The organism is Bradyrhizobium sp. CIR48 (assembly GCF_014198315.1).
Lineage (GTDB): Bacteria > Pseudomonadota > Alphaproteobacteria > Rhizobiales > Xanthobacteraceae > Bradyrhizobium.
This window is the reverse complement of record NZ_JACIHG010000002.1, coordinates 639,934-656,045: the sequence shown is the minus strand read 5'-3', so window position 1 is coordinate 656,045 and position 16,112 is coordinate 639,934. Positions and strand designations below refer to the sequence as shown.

Genomic DNA, 16,112 nt, shown 5'->3' with positions numbered 1-16,112 from the left:
GCCGCCCAAAGCAAGGGGGCACTATGGTTGGGATCAGGGTCGGACTCGTCGGCTGCGGCTTCGTGTCGGAGCTGCATATGTATGCGTTCCGGCGCGTCTATGGCGTGGACGTCGAGGTCACGGCGGTGGCCGCGCGCGGCGACCACGTCGTCGAATTCGCCGGCCGTCACAACATCCCGCGCGTCTATCGCAGCTTTGCCGATCTGATCGCCGACCGCGAGATCGACGTCGTCGACATCTGCACCCCGCCTAACCTTCATGCCGAAATGATCGTCGGGGCGATGCAGGCCGGCAAGCATGTCATTTGCGAAAAGCCGTTCGCTGGCTATTTCGGCCGCGACGGCGACAAGCAGCCGATCGGCAAGCACGTGCCGAAGGCGCTGATGTATGAGCGCGTGCTGGAGGAGATGGACAAGACGCGCGCCGCGATCGAGCGCACCGGAAAGCTCTTCATGTATGCCGAGGACTGGATCTACGCGCCCGCGGTGACCAAGACTGCGGAGATCATCAAGGCGACCAAGGACAAGATCCTCTTCATGAAGGGCGAGGAGAGCCATTCCGGCTCGCACGCGGCCCACGCCGCGCAATGGGCGATGACCGGCGGCGGCTCGCTGATCCGCATGGGCTGCCATCCGCTCTCGGCCGTGCTCTATCTCAAGCAGGTCGAAGCCAAGGCGCGCGGCGAGACTATCCGCGTTGCAAGCGTCACCGGCGATGTCGGCAACGTCACAGCGGGCCTCAAGCCGGAGGAACGCACCTACATCAAGGCCAATCCCGTCGACGTCGAGGACTGGGGCACGCTGACGGCGACGTTCTCGGACGGCACCAAGGCCACCGTGTTCTCCGGCGACATGATCATGGGCGGCGTGCGCAATCTGGTCGAGACGTATACGTCAGGCGGCTCGCTGTTCGCCAACATCACCCCGAACAATCATCTGATGAGCTACCAGACCTCCGAGGAGAAGCTCGCCAGCGTCTACATCACCGAGAAGGTCGATCGCAAAACCGGCTGGCAATATGTCTGCCTCGAGGAGGAATGGACGCGCGGCTATCTTCAGGAAATCCAGGACTTCATGGAATGCGTGGCGACTAGCCGGCAGCCGCTGTCAGACCTCGCGCTGGCCTATGAGACGATCAAGGTGAACTACGCAGGGTACTGGGCCGCGGAGGAGGGGCGGAGGGTGGTGTTGTAGGGCACGCTTCTCTTACCCTCCCCTGGAGGGGGAGGGTGGGAGCAAGCCGCCCCTACGTCCCGTAGGTCGATCCCTTCGGCAGCGGGAATACCGGGTCTTGCGTCCTGATATTGGTCGGCCACACCACCGAGATGTGCTCGCCGGCGTTCTGCATCACCACCGGCGTCGAGCGCTCGTTCTGGCCGGACAGCGGCGTGCCCGGCGGGAAGAACTTCACGCCATAGCCCTGGATGGTGCCGCCGGCGGGAATGTCGACGTCGAGCGCGGCCTTGCGGATCGCCTCCGGCTCGAAGCTGCCGTACTTCTCCTTGGCCACCGGCAGCACGTTGTTGAGCAGCACCCAGGTCTGGTTGAATCCCATCGAGCAGTGCGGCGGCACGTCGGTGGCGCCGGTCTTGGCCTGGTAGCGCGAGACCATGGTCTTGATCAGCTCGCCCATGCCCGGCGCGAGTTTTGCCGCATCGAGCAGCTGCGCCGGCACCGGGTCGATGTTGCAGAAATTGTCGATGTCGGGACCGAAGGTGGCGCGCAGCTTGTCGAGCTGGCTGTAGCCGGCGCCGGCACCGAACAGCATCTTGAAGCGCAATCCGCTCTCGCGGGCCTGGCGCAGGAACAAAGTGATATCGGGGTTGTAGCCGGCATGCGAGATCACGTCGGCCTTGGCGCGCTTGATCTTGGTCACGAGCACCGAGAGGTCGGGAGCGGACGCCGAATAGCCTTCGCGCAGCACGACCTGAATGCCGGCCTGCTTGGCATAGGCCTCGTCGGCCGCGGCGACGCCGACGCCATAGGGGCCGTCCTCGTGGATCAGCGCGACCTTGACGTCCTTCGCCTCCATGCCGAGCTTGGCTTTCGCATGCTCGGCGATGAAGCCGGCAAAGGCCTGGCCGTACTGGTCGGAATGGATCTGCGCGCGAAACACGTATTGCAAATTCTTGTCCTTGAACACGGCGGTCGAGACCGCAGTCGTGATCCAGAGGATCTTCTTCTGCTGCTCGACCTTCGCCGCCATCGGCACCGCATGCGCGCTGGAATAGACGCCGTTGATGATGTCGATCTTTTCCTGGCTGATCAGCCGCTCGGCCTCGTTGATGGCAACATCCGCCTTGCTCTGCGAGTCCGCCGCAACCGGCACGATCTTGGTCTTGCCGCCGATGCCGCCCTTCTCGTTGACGAGGTCGATGGCGATCTGCGCGCCGACCGAGGAGGCGACCGAGCCGCCGGCGGCGAACGGGCCGGTGAGGTCGTAGATCAGGCCGATGCGTAAATTCTCGGCCTGCGCCTGGGCCCTGGTCCAATCGAGGCTGAGTGTGGCGGCGGCAGCCGCCGTACCCTTCAGCAGCTGCCTGCGTGAAGTCGGCATCCTATCCTCCCTCAAAACCGTTCTTATGACTGGTTGTTATTTTTTTGCGAAGTATGGGGAGCGGGACAGCGGAAAGTCAACATGGCGAAAGTCGGGTCTGTCAGCTGCGCCATAGAACGCAATTGCGAAATGACGGTGAGGTCCGGCGAGACCGAGCGCTACTGCTTCAAGCGCCGCGCCAGATAATGCGCGGTCTTTCCGCTGGCCTTGGCAACCTGATCCGGTGTCCCCGATGCGACGATGCGTCCGCCCTCGTCGCCGGCGCCGGGGCCGAGATCGATGATCCAGTCGCTGTGAGAGACGACGTCCATGTCATGCTCGACCACGACCACGCTGTTGCCGGCGTCCACGATCCGGTCGAGTTGGGCGATCAGCCGCTCGACATCCCGCGGATGCAGCCCTGTGGTCGGTTCGTCCAGCACATAGAGCGTATGGCCGCGTTGCGGACGCATCAGCTCGGTCGCCAGCTTGATCCGCTGGGCTTCGCCACCGGACAATTCGGTGGCGGACTGGCCGAGGCGGATATAGCCGAGACCGACCTCGCGCACCACCGAGAGCGACCGGTTCAGCGCGGCATCGCCCTCGAAGAACTCGAAGGCCTCGTCGACGCGCATCGCCAGCACGTCGGCGATGGATTTGCCGCGGATTGTCACCTCGAGCGTCTTGTCGTTGTAGCGGGCGCCTTTGCAGGTCGGGCAGGGCGCGTAGACGCTGGGCAGGAACAAGAGCTCGACACAGACGAAGCCCTCGCCCTCGCAAGTCGCACATCGGCCTTTCGCGACATTGAACGAGAAGCGTCCCGCGTCGTAGCGGCGGGACTTTGCCTGCGGCGTTGCCGCGAACATCCGCCGCACATGGTCGAACAGGCCGGTATAGGTCGCAAGGTTGGACCGCGGCGTGCGGCCGATCGGCTTCTGGTCCACCACGACGAGGCGGCCGATCCGGTCGAGGCCGGCAACAATCTTGCCGCCCAAGGTCTCGACCCTTGCGGCGAGGCTGTCGTCGTCCGCTTCGTCCGCGAGCGTATGGCCGAGATGCCCGGCGACGGCCTCGACGAGGAATTGGCTGATCAGGCTCGATTTGCCGGAGCCCGACACGCCGGTGATGCTGGCGAGGACACCCAGCGGGATATCGACGTCGAGACCGCGAAGATTATTGCGGGCGACGCCCCTGACCTTCAGGTGGCCCTTCGGCTCGCGACGGGTCGTCGGCAGCTTCTTGCGGGGATGCGCGAGATAGTGGGCGGTGCGCGATTGCTCGATCTGACCGAGCTCTGCCGGCGGCCCGCTGTAGAGGATGAGCCCGCCGCCGTCGCCCGCGTCAGGCCCGACATCCACCAGCCAGTCGGCATGCCTGATCACTTCGATCTCGTGCTCGACCACGAAGATCGAGTTGCCGGCGTGCTTCAGCCGGTCCAGCGCCCGCAGCAGCGCCTCGGTGTCGGCGGGATGCAGGCCCGCGGACGGCTCGTCGAGCACGTAGACGACGCCGAACAGGTTCGAACGAACCTGCGTCGCAAGGCGCAGCCGTTGCAATTCGCCCGGCGACAGCGTCGGCGTGCTGCGCTCGCAGGCGAGATAGCCAAGGCCGAGGTCGAGCAGAACGGCGAGGCGCGCCGACAGATCCTCGCAGATGCGCCTGGCGACGACGGTCTTTTCCGATCTGTCCGTCGAAGTCTTTGCGAACGGCTTGACCAGCTCCTGCAGCTGCTTGAGCGGCAAATGCGACATCTCGGCGATATTGAGCCCGGCGAACCTGACCTTGAGCGCCTCGGGCTTGAGCCGGGTGCCGTGGCAGGTCGGGCAATCCCGCGTGATCATGAATTGCGCGACACGGCGCTTCATCATCGCGCTCTCGGACTTGGCGTAGGTCTGCATCACGTAGCGCTTCGCGCCGGTGAACGTGCCCTGGTAGCTCGGCTCCTCCTTGCGGCGCAGCGCGCGTTTGACCTCAGCGGCGTCGTAGCCGGCATAAACAGGAACGGTCGGCTGCTCCTCGGTGAACAGGATCCAGTCGCGGTCCTTTTTCGGCAGCTCGCGCCAGGGCTTGTCGACGTCGTAGCCGAGCGTCGTCAGGATGTCCCGGAGGTTCTGCCCTTGCCAGGCACTCGGCCAGGCCGCGACGGCGCGCTCGCGGATCGTCCTGGTGTCGTCGGGCACCATGGACTTCTCGGTAACGTCGAGCATCCTGCCGATGCCGTGGCAGGTCGGGCACGCCCCCTCGGGCGTGTTCGGCGAGAACGCCTCCGCATAGAGCATCGGCTGTCCCCGCGGATAATCGCCGGCGCGGGAATAGAGCATCCTCAGCAGGTTCGAGATGGTGGTGACGCTGCCGACGGATGACCTTGTCGTCGGCGCCCCGCGTTGCTGCTGGAGCGCGACGGCGGGCGGCAGGCCCTCGATGTCGTCGACCTCGGGGACTTGCATCTGGTGGAACAGCCGCCGCGCGTAGGGCGACACCGACTCCAGATAGCGCCGCTGCGCCTCGGCGTAGATCGTTCCAAAGGCAAGCGAGGATTTCCCGGAGCCCGACACGCCCGTGAATACGACGAGCGCGTTGCGGGGAATGCGAACGTCGACGTTCCTTAGATTGTGCTCGCGCGCGCCGCGCACCCGGACGAAGCCGTCGTCCTGCATCAGGCTGTCGGGTCGTCTTGGTCGATCGTCCATCTTGCTTCTCCATGCCGCGTCGGAATTAACGGCAAGATCGCAGGATGGGTCCTTCGAGGCCAGTGGGCCTCTGCGTTCTGCACAAAGCCAAGGCCCGCCGCGATGACAGTGAAGGGCCTTGCGAGGGATTTGGGTCGCGGCGGCAAGCCGCGCCTCAGACCATGAAATCCCTGGCGTTGAGATCGGCGGCATGGATGCCATCCAGCGTGATGGTGTCGTTGGCCGTCAGCTGGATCACCGCATTGCCGGCGCTGTCATCGCTGATCAGGCTCTTCAGCGCGCCCCAGTCCGCAAAGCCATAGGCCCGCACATCGATCACGTCCTGCTCGAGTATCGTGCTGCCCGCCGCCTTGTTGCCCTGATCGAAATCGTTGATCACGTCCTGGCCCGAGCCTGCCCCGAACACGAACAGATCGTTGCTCGGTCCGCCCCAGAGCTGATCGTTGCCGCCTCCGCCGTTCAGCAGATCCCTGCCGCCGGTGATCGAGCCGCCTACGAACGGGTTGTAGGCTCGTGCATCGCCATAGAGCCAATCGCCGCGATCGCTCCCGTAGAGAATATCATTGCCACCCTGTGCGTTGCCGGACATCTGCGAGCCATCGCCGACGAGCGCGATGGAGGTCGAATTGGGATTGCCGTCGACGGCTGCGATCAGGATGTCGTCCCCGCCACGGGCATTGTCGCTCATGTAGCCGCTATCGCCGAGCAGTGATGCGCCGCCGGACCGCGCATCGTCGCCGGCCGTATAGATGAGGATGTCATTGCCGCCGCGTGCATCGCCGATCATGGACACCAAGGCATCACCTGACATCGATATGTTGCCAGAGGCGCCAGCCTGGACCACGCTGACGATGTCGTTGCCGCCTTGGGAGTTGCCGCTCATGAGCGATCCGGAATCGCCGCTGAACGCACCATACGATCTGTCGCCCATCTCTGCCTTGATGAGGTCATTGCCGCCCTTGGCATCCCCGGTCATGGCGATTTCGGCGTCGCCTGAGAGATAGACGCTCGCATAGATCGCATTCGAGGCCTCGACATGCAGCAAATCGTTGCCGCCGCGGGCTTGGCCGGACATGATCTGCGCGTCGCCGTCAAAGGTCGTATAGGGCAAGCGGCCCTGGATCGTCGCGACGAGAAGGTCATTGCCGCCATGCGATTGGCCTTCCAGGATCGACTCGTCGCCGACAAACAGCAGGCTACTGGGCCCGTCATCGACTGTTGCGATCATGATGTCGTTACCGCCATGGCCGTCGACCGGTAGACCGGGGTCTCCGAACGCGATCACGAGCTCCTGGCTTCCAACGCTGACGATGATCGTGTCGTTTGGCATACGGCGCATCGTGCAACTCCCAATTTCTTGTCCGGCGCGGACGGAGGCGAAGCGACATGCCTGCGCACCGCGCTGCGGCCCTGCCGCGTCACACATCATCTTTGGTTTGATGGCGGAGATTGGCCCGCGATGGAGCTTGATTGCGGCCGCGGAACCGCCGGAGCGGGCGCGTCGTTAAGCTGTCATGAAACGCACAAGCGAAGGGGTATTTACGGCGATCGATCCGCAGATCGTGCCGCAGAAAGCAGTGCCGTAGGGTGGGCAAAGGCGCAAAGCGCCGTGCCCACCATCTCGTTCCGTATCAAGGGGATCGTGGGCACGCTTCGCTTTGCCCACCCTACGAGAGCGCTGCAAGCCTGCAGGATGCAGCGCTCTCGGCTCAGCCCGGCCCGGCGCCCTGCGTTGCCGTGAACACCGCGTAGAGCGACTGGCTCGCGGCCATGAACAGGCGGTTGCGCTTGGGGCCGCCGAAGGTGATGTTGCCGCAGACCTCCGGCAGGCGGATGCGGCCGAGCAGCTTGCCCTCCGGCGACCACACCGTCACGCCGCTGTAGCCGACGGCGCGGCCGGCATTGCTCGAAGCCCAGACATTGCCGTTGACGTCGCAGCGCACGCCGTCCGGCCCGCACTTCACGCCGTCGATCACGCAATCGCTGAACTTCTTGGGGTTGGAGAGCTTGTTGTCGCCGCCGACGTCGAACACGAAGATCTCGCCCTTGCCGCCCGGGCCGGTGTCGCCCGGCCCTTTGCCGGTCGAGGCGACGTAGAGCTTCTTGTAATCCGGCGAGAAGCACAGTCCGTTCGGATCGGGGACCTGCTCCTCGGTAACGACGAGGTCGATGCGGCCGGAAGGGTCGATGCGATAGCAATTGGTCGGCAGCTCGCGCTTGCCCGGCTGGAAACCGGCCGGCTGTCCGATCCGCGGATTGAGCTTGCCGCCCGCATTGCTCGGGCCGCCCGCGGCATCCGGCTCGCCTTCGTAGAGCTGGCCGCCATAGGGCGGATCGGTGAACCAGTAACTGCCGTCGGGATGCGCGGCGATGTCGTTCGGCGAGTTCAGCTTCTTGCCTTGATAGGAGTCCGCGAGCACGGTGGCGGTGCCGTCATGCTCGTAGCGCGTCACCCGGCGGGTCAAATGCTCGCAGGAGAGCTGGCGGCCCTGGAAGTCGAAGGAGTTGCCGTTGGAATTGTTGGACGGTGTGCGAAACACGCTGACGCGGCCGTCATCCTCGCTCCAGCGCATCTGCCGGTTGTTGGGAATGTCGCTCCACAACAGATACCTTCCTTGCGCGCTCCACGCCGGGCCCTCGGCCCACAGCAGGCCGGTGTACAGGCGCTTGATCGCGGTGTTGGGCTGGGCGAGATCGTTGAAGGAGGGATCGACCGCGATGATGTCGGGGTCCCAGAAATAAGTGGTCGGCGCGCCGTGGGGGCCGAAATCGCGCGGCGGGGTGGTGATGGTGGTCGGCGGTGCGGCGGGTCCGGTCTGGGCCAGAGCGGGGCCGGCGACGGTGGCCGCGGCGCCAAGCGCAAGCCCCCGGACAAGCGTTCGTCGTGAAAGCGCAGCATCCTGGTCACGCTGCTCGTGGTCACGAGCCGTGTGGTCACGAGCCTCTTGGCGTGTCATCGCGTCCTCCCAATGATGTTCGCTGACCGGTTGATCCGGCCGAGCAACCGGAGGTTAATGCGGTCCGGCGCCGGTTGCGAGGGTGGAATCGGATTCGCGCAGGCCGCAATCCCGTCATATTCGAATGCACTTCGCGTCCGCCTTGTGCCGTTTGCAAGGCGCGAAAATGTTCCGCGGATCGAAGCAAAAATTTGCTTGCGGCAAAGCGCGGCAGTCCGCCCGTTCGGCGCAGTTCAAGCCTTGATTTCGCGCTGATTGCCACGCAGAACCCGTGCGGGGGCATGGACGGAGTTGATTGTGGCTGGCGTCATCGTATTGATCGTGTTGCTGGGAATCGCGTTCGCGGCCGGCTATTTCACGCGTGACTACATCTCCAGCAAGCGACGCGCCGAAGCACGCCGCTGGCGCGAATACACCGAGCCGGATTGGCTTCCCGCCAACGCGCCCGCCAACACCAACGAGATCGCGAGCGCCATCACGGCGGTCCCCGTGGTCAACGGCGAGCTCGGCCAGATGCTCGACCGCTGGGAAAGCAGAGCCCGCGCCCGCCGCGCGGGATAGGGCGAAGTTCGTAGCCCGGATGAAGCGACTTGTCCGCCATAGCTCGAAGAGCGACGGCGGACAAGTCGCTCCATCCGGGCTACGGCGCCGAGAGCCTGTGTCGCGCTCTGTCAATCCAAGCGCGCGAAAATATTCCACTTTACCGAAATTCGGTTTCGGCGTATGTGTTTGCCCATCCCGGCTCACCCAAGAGGGGCGACTATGTGTCGTCACTGTCGCGAGCCGGGGTTGCGGTGGACGCGGCAGCGTCGGCATGAGAGGTGCGGGCAGGGCGGGTAGTCCCTGTGAGCCCGAGGCTTCGTGCGGACGACGGCGCTGCCAGGCTTCGTCTCGTCTGTAAGTTTCCGGCTCCGTCGACAGGGCTCGGGAAAACTGCGGCGAAATGGCGGGCCGTGCGTACGGCAAAACCGTGTGGTCCTGGCCGTCGTTGCTACGGTCAAGTGCTTGCGAAGGTGCGAGCGAGCCCAACCGGGCAGACTGCATCATCCAAATTCGCGGGGCGAGGGAGGCCAGAAGGAATGGTCGGCTCCCGGGAGATCACGGCATAAGCCGTCCAACCATCGCGCAGGGAAGGCCGAGTGATCGGCACCACCTGTATGCTGCTGTGCGGTTCTTCCTGCGTGTGCATTTCGCGCAGCAGACCGCGGGTGCGAGCCGGCACCCGGCCTTCCCTGCGCCCTCTTGGATTTAGAGGGTCGCGAGACCAAGCAAAGCTCGGGCGAATGAAGCCGCGAGGCGGAAGAGGCGTGTCTGCGAGTTGAGCTACGTGCCACAAACCAGATCTCGTAGGGTGGGCAAAGCGCAGCGTGCCCACGCCTTGTTGCTTATGGACAGAGATCGTGGGCACGGCGCTATGCGCCTTTGCCCACCCTACGGCACTGCCGCTGGGATGTGCACTGGAGCATCGCAATGATAAGTGGAGACAGCGTGCGCCACGCTCCGCTCTCGTGCCCCGGATGCCGCGCAGCGTCCGCGGCATGCGAAGCATCGTCCGGTTCGACGGCGCGCTGCAGAGCCGGGGCTCCATCCGCATCGCGCCGTGCCGCCCTTGGGTCCCGGCTCTGCGCAGCAACGCAAGTGCGTTACAACGCGTCCGGGACACGAGATCGGCGCAACCAGGTCAGGCTACCTGACCATCTTTTGGCGTTGCAGTTGCTGCTATTTCTCGTCTAGAAACGGGTCACTGAGCCTCCCGGCAACCAACCGTCAATGGTTTTGACCGAGGATTTGGGGCTCAAAAGGGTCTGGCAATGCTGATTCGCGGCCAAATCGATGGGATTTCGGGGGAGGTGGCTCTGGCCGCCGCCACGATCCCGGCCGCGCTGCTGCCCACCCTCCTTATTGGCGGCCTCCTTCTTACTTGCCCCTGAGGGCCGGCTGGGCGCGACGCGCCTGGGCGCTCAGGGGTTGGTCGAGATCACCGGACACCTCAAGCGCCCAGCAGACTGACGGCGCAAAAGCTCAAAAGGAAATTTGCAATGGCCACCGCGAACAAGTCCGACAAGGACCGCGTCATCATTTTCGACACCACCTTGCGCGACGGCGAGCAGTGCCCCGGCGCCACCATGACCTTCGAGGAGAAGCTCGAGGTCGCCGAGCTGCTGGACGATATGGGCGTCGACGTCATCGAAGCCGGCTTCCCGATTACCTCGCAAGGTGACTTCGAAGCTGTGAGCGAGATCGCCCGTCGCTCGAAGAATGCCGTCATCGCCGGCCTGTCGCGCGCCCACCCGGCCGACATCGACCGCTGCGCCGAGGCGGTCAAGTTCGCCAAGCGCGGCCGCGTCCACACCGTGATCGCGACCTCGCCGTTGCACATGCGGGTGAAGTTGAACAAGACGCCGGAAGAAGTGCTCGAGACCTCGGTCGCGATGGTCGCCCGCGCCCGCAACCAGATCGACGACGTCGAATGGTCGGCCGAGGACGGCACCCGCAGCGAGATGGATTTCCTGTGCCGGATCGTCGAGGCCGTGATCAAGGCCGGCGCCACCACGGTGAACATTCCCGATACCGTCGGCTACACGGTGCCGGAGGAATACACCCACTTCATGAAGACGCTGATCGAGCGCGTGCCGAACTCGGACAAGGCCGTGTTCTCCGTGCACTGCCATAACGACCTCGGCATGGCCGTGGCGAATTCGCTGGCCGGCATCGTCGGCGGCGCGCGCCAGGTCGAGTGCACCGTCAACGGCATCGGCGAGCGCGCCGGCAACGCGGCGCTCGAAGAGATCGTGATGGCGATCAATGTCCGCAACGACAAATTTCCGTACTGGAACAAGATCGACACCACCCAGCTCACCCGCGCCTCCAAGGTGGTGTCGGCAGCGACCTCGTTCCCGGTGCAGTATAATAAGGCGATCGTCGGCCGGAATGCGTTCGCGCATGAGAGCGGCATCCACCAGGACGGCGTGCTGAAGGACGCCTCGACTTACGAGATCATGCGGCCCGAAATGGTCGGCCTGAAGCAGTCCTCGCTGGTGCTCGGCAAGCATTCCGGCCGCCACGCCTTCGTGCACAAGCTGGAGGAGATGGGCTACAAGCTCGGCCCGAACCAGCTGGAAGATGCGTTCACGCGGATGAAGGCGCTGGCCGACCGCAAGAAGGACATCTACGACGAGGACATCGAGGCGCTGGTCGACGAGGAGATGGCGGCCTCGCACGACCGCATCAAGTTGACCTCGCTCACCGTGATCGCCGGCACCCATGGCCCGCAGCGCGCGACCATGAAGCTCGACGTCGACGGCCAGATCAAGATCGAGGAGGCCGAGGGCAACGGTCCGGTCGACGCCGTGTTCAACTGCATCAAGCGCCTGGTGCCGCACGAGGCCAAGCTCGAGCTCTATCAGGTCCACGCCGTCACCGAAGGCACCGACGCGCAGGCGGAGGTGTCGGTGCGGCTGTCGCAGGAGGGACGCGCGATGACCGCGCGCGCGGCGGATCCGGACACGCTGGTGGCCTCGGCCAAGGCCTATCTCGGCGCGCTCAACAAGATCGTCATGAAGCGCCAGCGCGACAATGTGACGACGGCGGCTGCGAGCTGACGCCGCTTGCCTTCGCCTCTCCCGCTTGCGGGAGAGGCCGACACGCTCCGGGCGATGCGAAGCATCGTCCCGTGCGTGGCGGGTGAGGGTTCTCTCGGCACAGGCTGTCCCGTTGCGAAGGCACCCTCTCCCAACCCTCTCCCGCAAGCGGGCGAGGGGGGCGCAGCGGCGTGTGCAGCATTCACCATGAATACCTGCCCTGCTAAGGGCCAATAGCGGCTGCGTCTCCCAGCCGCTATTGATGCTGTCGGCATAAGGATTGGCCGCCCGCGCGCCGGGCTGCCTAGATAATAACAGGGAGAGACTATGCGCACCTTCGCGATCGCCGCGTCCATCGCGGCACTGGCACTCGGACTTGCCGGGCCGGCATCGGCGCAATCGCCGATCATCATCAAGTTCAGCCACGTCGTCGCCACCGACACGCCGAAGGGCAAGGGGGCGGAGAAGTTCAAGGAGCTCGCCGAGAAGTACACCGGCGGCAAGGTCAAGGTCGAGGTCTATCCGAACTCGACGCTGTACAAGGACAAGGAAGAGCTCGAGGCGCTGCAGCTCGGCAGCGTGCAGATGCTGGCGCCGTCCAACTCCAAGTTCGGACCGCTCGGCATCCGCGAGTTCGAGGTGTTCGATCTGCCCTACATCCTGCCCGACCTGAAGACGCTGAGGAAGGTGACGGAAGGCCCGCTCGGCACGCGGTTGCTCAAGCTGCTGGATGCCAAGGGCATCACCGGCCTTGCCTATTGGGACAACGGCTTCAAGCAGATGAGCGCCAATAAGAAGCTGATCACGCCCGCCGACTATCAGGGCGTCAAGTTCCGCATCCAGTCCTCGCGCGTGCTGCAGGCCCAGTTCAAGGCGCTCAGCTCGCTGCCGCAGGTGATGGCGTTCTCGGAAGTCTACCAGGCGCTCCAGACCGGCGTGGTCGACGGCCAGGAGAACACCTGGTCGAACATCTATACCCAGAAGATGCACGAGGTGCAGAAGTACATCACCGAGACCAATCACGGCTACATCGGCTACGTCGTGATCGTGAACAAGAAGTTCTGGGACGATCTGCCGGCCGACATCCGCGACCTGCTCACCAAGGCGATGAAGGAAGCGACCGACTTCAGCAACGCGCAGTCGCAGAAGGAAAACGACGACGCGCTCGCCGAGATCAAGAAGAGCGGCAAGAGCGAGATCATCAAGCTCACGGCCGAGCAGGACGAGGCGATGCGCAAGGCGATGGAGCCGGTCTACAAGGACGCCGCCGGCCGCGTCGGCCAGCCGCTGATCGACGAATTCCTTAAAGAGGCCAAGAGCACCACGAACTGAGCACGACGAACCGATCGTTTCGAACGATGAACGAAGGCTTCCGTGCAGCCTGCACGGAAGCCTTTTTGTTGCGAATGATTTCCGATTGCGGCTGGAGGTAAAATCGGGCGTTACAATCCTGGCAAGGGCCCGCTTCCTGTCCAAGTTGTAAGTTGCGTGTCAGCGGCGTCGCGCCCATCTTCATGGACATCCTTCCAGAGGAGGTCCGGATGAAGAAGTTCACCATCGCCGCCATCGCCGTGCTCAGCATCGCCGGCTCGGGCGCGGTCTATGCGCAATATCATCGCCCGTGGATGGAGCACATCCGCCACATCCGCATGAACCCGGAAGACCGCGCCGCTTTTGTCGACGCGCGGATCGCCGCCGTCCATGCCGGCTTGAGGCTCAACGCCGACCAGGAGAAGCTGTGGCCGCCGGTCGAGGCTGCCGTGCGCGAATTCGCCAAGCTGCGCATCGACCGCGCCAATGCGCGGATGAATGCCGGCCCCGGCGATGCCGGCAAGGACGCCGACAGGCCGGAGGATCCGGTCGCCCGCCTGCGCCAGCGCGCCGAGGACATGGGCGCGACCTCGGCGGCCCTGAAGAAGATCGCCGATGCCGCAGACCCCCTCTACAAGACCCTGGACGAGGGCCAGAAGCGGCGCCTCGCCGTGCTGACCCGCCACCGCGGCCCCTTCGGCGGCGGCGAAGACGGCCCGCACCGCCACTTCATGGAACGCGGCATGGACCGCATGATGGAGCGCGGCATGGAGCACTTCCATCGTGACCGTTTCGACCGCGACGGCGGCCCCGACCGGGATCGCGAGGGCCGGCTCTGAACGGGGCGGGATTCTGCGACGATTAACCCTGGAGAAGCCGCTGGAATCCAGCGGCTTTTCGCTTTCTGGGGACTGTGGAAAAACCTTCATTGCATCGCTTGCCAGACCCGGATCGCTTTGCTAAACGACCGACCTCGCAAGGCACTAACCGCCTTTCGGGCGCATAGCTCAGTTGGTAGAGCAGCTGACTCTTAATCAGCGGGTCCCAGGTTCGAGCCCTGGTGCGCCCACCATCCTTAAGAGATTGGCCCGCAAGGGCTTTTTTAAATTCTTCGACAGAACAAAGCGCGTCTCGTGCGACGTTCTTTGTGTGGGGTGGACACGGCGTGCACGCACGATCTGGCCGGCTTAACCTCTTCCGCGTCAGCCGCGCTTTCGCTCAGAGGGTGGCTTAAACTCCACGACCTCGTGCGGGTTGCTCGGATCAGGTGGCTCACTTTTCTTCACGATTAGCTCGAGCTCGAGAGCCTCGAAGGCGAGCTCATCCGCCAAGCGCCTAAACAGCTCACGCTTTTCCATGTCCGTGGCCTGCTGACTCATCAGCGTAAACTCTCTGGCGTCAGCGCGGACCTTTTCCAAACGTCGTCGGAAGTCCTTCATGTGTGCCGGCTTAGCTTTTAAACTTTATCGGCCCGAACAATCAGTTTGCTTGTTCGGATCCACCGGGAGTCAACTGCCGAAACTCGATATTGGTTCTAGGCGGACCGCCAAATTCGCCGCTCATCGTGCTGCGATATTTAGGCCATGCTCTATGACCATGCCCCTGTTCAGGGGTTGCGGGCTGGAGGACGCCGCTGGCTGATGAGCCATCCCTGTCCGGCTCTCGCCGGATGACGCATAGCACTAGCATACCTGAAGGGGCATGAATGTTCGAAAGCGCACAGACGCGAGTGTTGCGCCCGACTAGGCTGCGAGCGATCCTGCAGGCTCGCGAAGCGCTCAGGGCCCAACGGCCTCGGGGGATGCCAAATTGTGCCGGCTGCGCTGAAGCGGCTCCGTCCGCGAACGCAGTGTTGCCGGCTGCGTGCCGGGTATGAGGCAGGATTAAGCTCGACAGATTTTAGATCAACGATGGTCGTCTCGTGCGTACTTTCCTTCTCATTGTGGGAATATGGCTACTGGCGAACGTTCTGTTCGTTGTCGCTGTCCTGCCCTCGCGCAGACCGGCACCTACTCGACGAGCGGGAACTCCATCTCCGGTGACGATCAACACGACGGCCGGTCGCTCGGACGATCACGACCTACCACTCCTGCAGCGCGGGATGACGCCGGTTTCAATCAGAGTTCTTTTCCTCGTCCTCCTCCTTCCAATCCTTCGAGCGTGGAATGCGGTTAGGCGGCACTTCAGAGGGCACCACGACTAGACGTGGGCCATCGCGCGCTTGAGATTCTCGTCGATGTCTTCACTGCGCCGCGGGGCCCCCGAGCGATTCAGCGAGAACCATCAGCCAGATCGCAAGTGCGCTCGCTACGGCCATGCCTCCAAGCATGGTTATGACCCGCGTTGAAACGATGATGTGAAAAGCTCAGAGCCCCAGGGTGCGCCGGCATTCCCATCCCGAAATGCCGCAATCGGCGCTCAATTTGTCTGCCGCTTTTGAGCTGAAGCCTGATCGATCAGAAAATCGTCCAGAGCTCGGCCGCTTCGAAGCTGCGGACGCAGCCATCGCGGCTGCCTGCCGCGACCCGACCATGTCTCCGCTGGGTTCTTCGGATTGCGATATTTAGGACGAACGGGCGGATATGGACGGCGGCGCTTACGATTGAGCCGCGTGACCTCGTTGGCCAGTGCAATCCTGTGGAGCCTTTCCTCCAAATGCGCTTTTTGCACCAACATTTTCTGAGTGAGTTTGGCGGCGACCTCTTGATGAATTATCCAGAGCTCGTCAACGGAGAGCGAATTAAAATGCGCGGTGTTCATGGCTCCATCCGAATCTTGGGCAGAAGGCCCAGGCAGACAAGTCGGGAATCCGGGAGCAGACAAGCCGTCAGTTAAATATTGATCGTGAAATCCACATTTAAATCGAGAGGTGGCAGGGAGAAAGGCGCGACAGTGGTAATATCGTGGCGCAGTATTTAATTCGCCGCGAGGGGATAGCCACGTCTCGTGACATCCACAAACTCACCCCTCGGCGAGTTGCGCTTTCGTGATCGACGAGCGCAACGTTGGCGATCGAGCGGGCGGCCGCGGCGCGGATC

The 16,112-nt window shown here is 63.7% G+C and carries 11 protein-coding genes and 1 tRNA gene; 6 read left to right on the top strand and 6 right to left on the bottom strand.

From position 1 onward, the window contains the following. Nucleotides 1–23 precede the first annotated feature (23 nt). Entirely contained in the window at nt 24–1,193 is a 1,170-nt protein-coding gene (locus GGD66_RS09490) for a Gfo/Idh/MocA family protein (RefSeq protein ID WP_183257494.1), read from the top strand. A gap of 52 nt (nt 1,194–1,245) precedes the next feature. Here GGD66_RS09490 and GGD66_RS09485 read toward each other — a convergent pair whose 3' ends face one another. The 4 genes from GGD66_RS09485 to GGD66_RS09470 all read right to left on the bottom strand — a co-directional run bounded on the left by GGD66_RS09485 (nt 1,246) and on the right by GGD66_RS09470 (nt 8,182). After that, a complete protein-coding gene (locus tag GGD66_RS09485; RefSeq protein ID WP_018322896.1) occupies nt 1,246–2,556 on the bottom strand; it encodes an ABC transporter substrate-binding protein in 1,311 nt (436 codons plus the stop codon). Between the two features lie 158 nt (nt 2,557–2,714). Further along, nucleotides 2,715–5,225, bottom strand: a complete 2,511-nt coding sequence (uvrA, locus tag GGD66_RS09480; RefSeq protein WP_183257493.1) for an excinuclease ABC subunit UvrA — start codon at nt 5,223–5,225, stop codon at nt 2,715–2,717. Nucleotides 5,226–5,379: 154 nt separating this feature from the next. Continuing rightward, complete coding sequence (locus GGD66_RS09475) at nt 5,380–6,564, bottom strand: hypothetical protein (RefSeq protein WP_244550617.1); 1,185 nt, start codon at nt 6,562–6,564, stop codon at nt 5,380–5,382. A gap of 370 nt (nt 6,565–6,934) precedes the next feature. Then, a complete protein-coding gene (locus GGD66_RS09470) occupies nt 6,935–8,182 on the bottom strand; it encodes an SMP-30/gluconolactonase/LRE family protein (RefSeq protein ID WP_183230638.1) in 1,248 nt (415 codons plus the stop codon). A 297-nt stretch (nt 8,183–8,479) separates the two neighbouring features. On the opposite strand from GGD66_RS09470, the gene GGD66_RS09465 reads away from it, so the two are divergent. From GGD66_RS09465 to GGD66_RS09445, 5 genes are all read left to right on the top strand, one after another. Beyond that, on the top strand, nt 8,480–8,743 hold the full coding sequence (locus GGD66_RS09465; RefSeq protein WP_049815127.1) for a hypothetical protein: 264 nt from the start codon (nt 8,480–8,482) through the stop codon (nt 8,741–8,743). 1,478 nt (nt 8,744–10,221) lie between these two features. Continuing rightward, nucleotides 10,222–11,784, top strand: a complete 1,563-nt coding sequence (locus tag GGD66_RS09460; protein WP_018321622.1) for a 2-isopropylmalate synthase — start codon at nt 10,222–10,224, stop codon at nt 11,782–11,784. Between the two features lie 306 nt (nt 11,785–12,090). Next, complete coding sequence (locus tag GGD66_RS09455; RefSeq protein ID WP_183257492.1) at nt 12,091–13,095, top strand: TRAP transporter substrate-binding protein; 1,005 nt, start codon at nt 12,091–12,093, stop codon at nt 13,093–13,095. A 209-nt stretch (nt 13,096–13,304) separates the two neighbouring features. After that, nucleotides 13,305–13,913 (top strand): Spy/CpxP family protein refolding chaperone, encoded by a 609-nt coding sequence (locus tag GGD66_RS09450; protein ID WP_177236954.1) that lies wholly within the window; start codon nt 13,305–13,307, stop codon nt 13,911–13,913. Between the two features lie 157 nt (nt 13,914–14,070). Continuing rightward, nucleotides 14,071–14,146: transfer RNA gene (locus GGD66_RS09445), tRNA-Lys, on the top strand. 130 nt (nt 14,147–14,276) lie between these two features. Here GGD66_RS09445 and GGD66_RS09440 read toward each other — a convergent pair. Together GGD66_RS09440 and GGD66_RS09435 are read right to left on the bottom strand one after the other, a co-directional pair. Beyond that, on the bottom strand, nt 14,277–14,513 hold the full coding sequence (locus tag GGD66_RS09440; RefSeq protein ID WP_018318142.1) for a hypothetical protein: 237 nt from the start codon (nt 14,511–14,513) through the stop codon (nt 14,277–14,279). Between the two features lie 979 nt (nt 14,514–15,492). After that, entirely contained in the window at nt 15,493–15,834 is a 342-nt protein-coding gene (locus GGD66_RS09435; protein WP_183257491.1) for an H-NS family nucleoid-associated regulatory protein, read from the bottom strand. Nucleotides 15,835–16,112 lie beyond the last annotated feature (278 nt).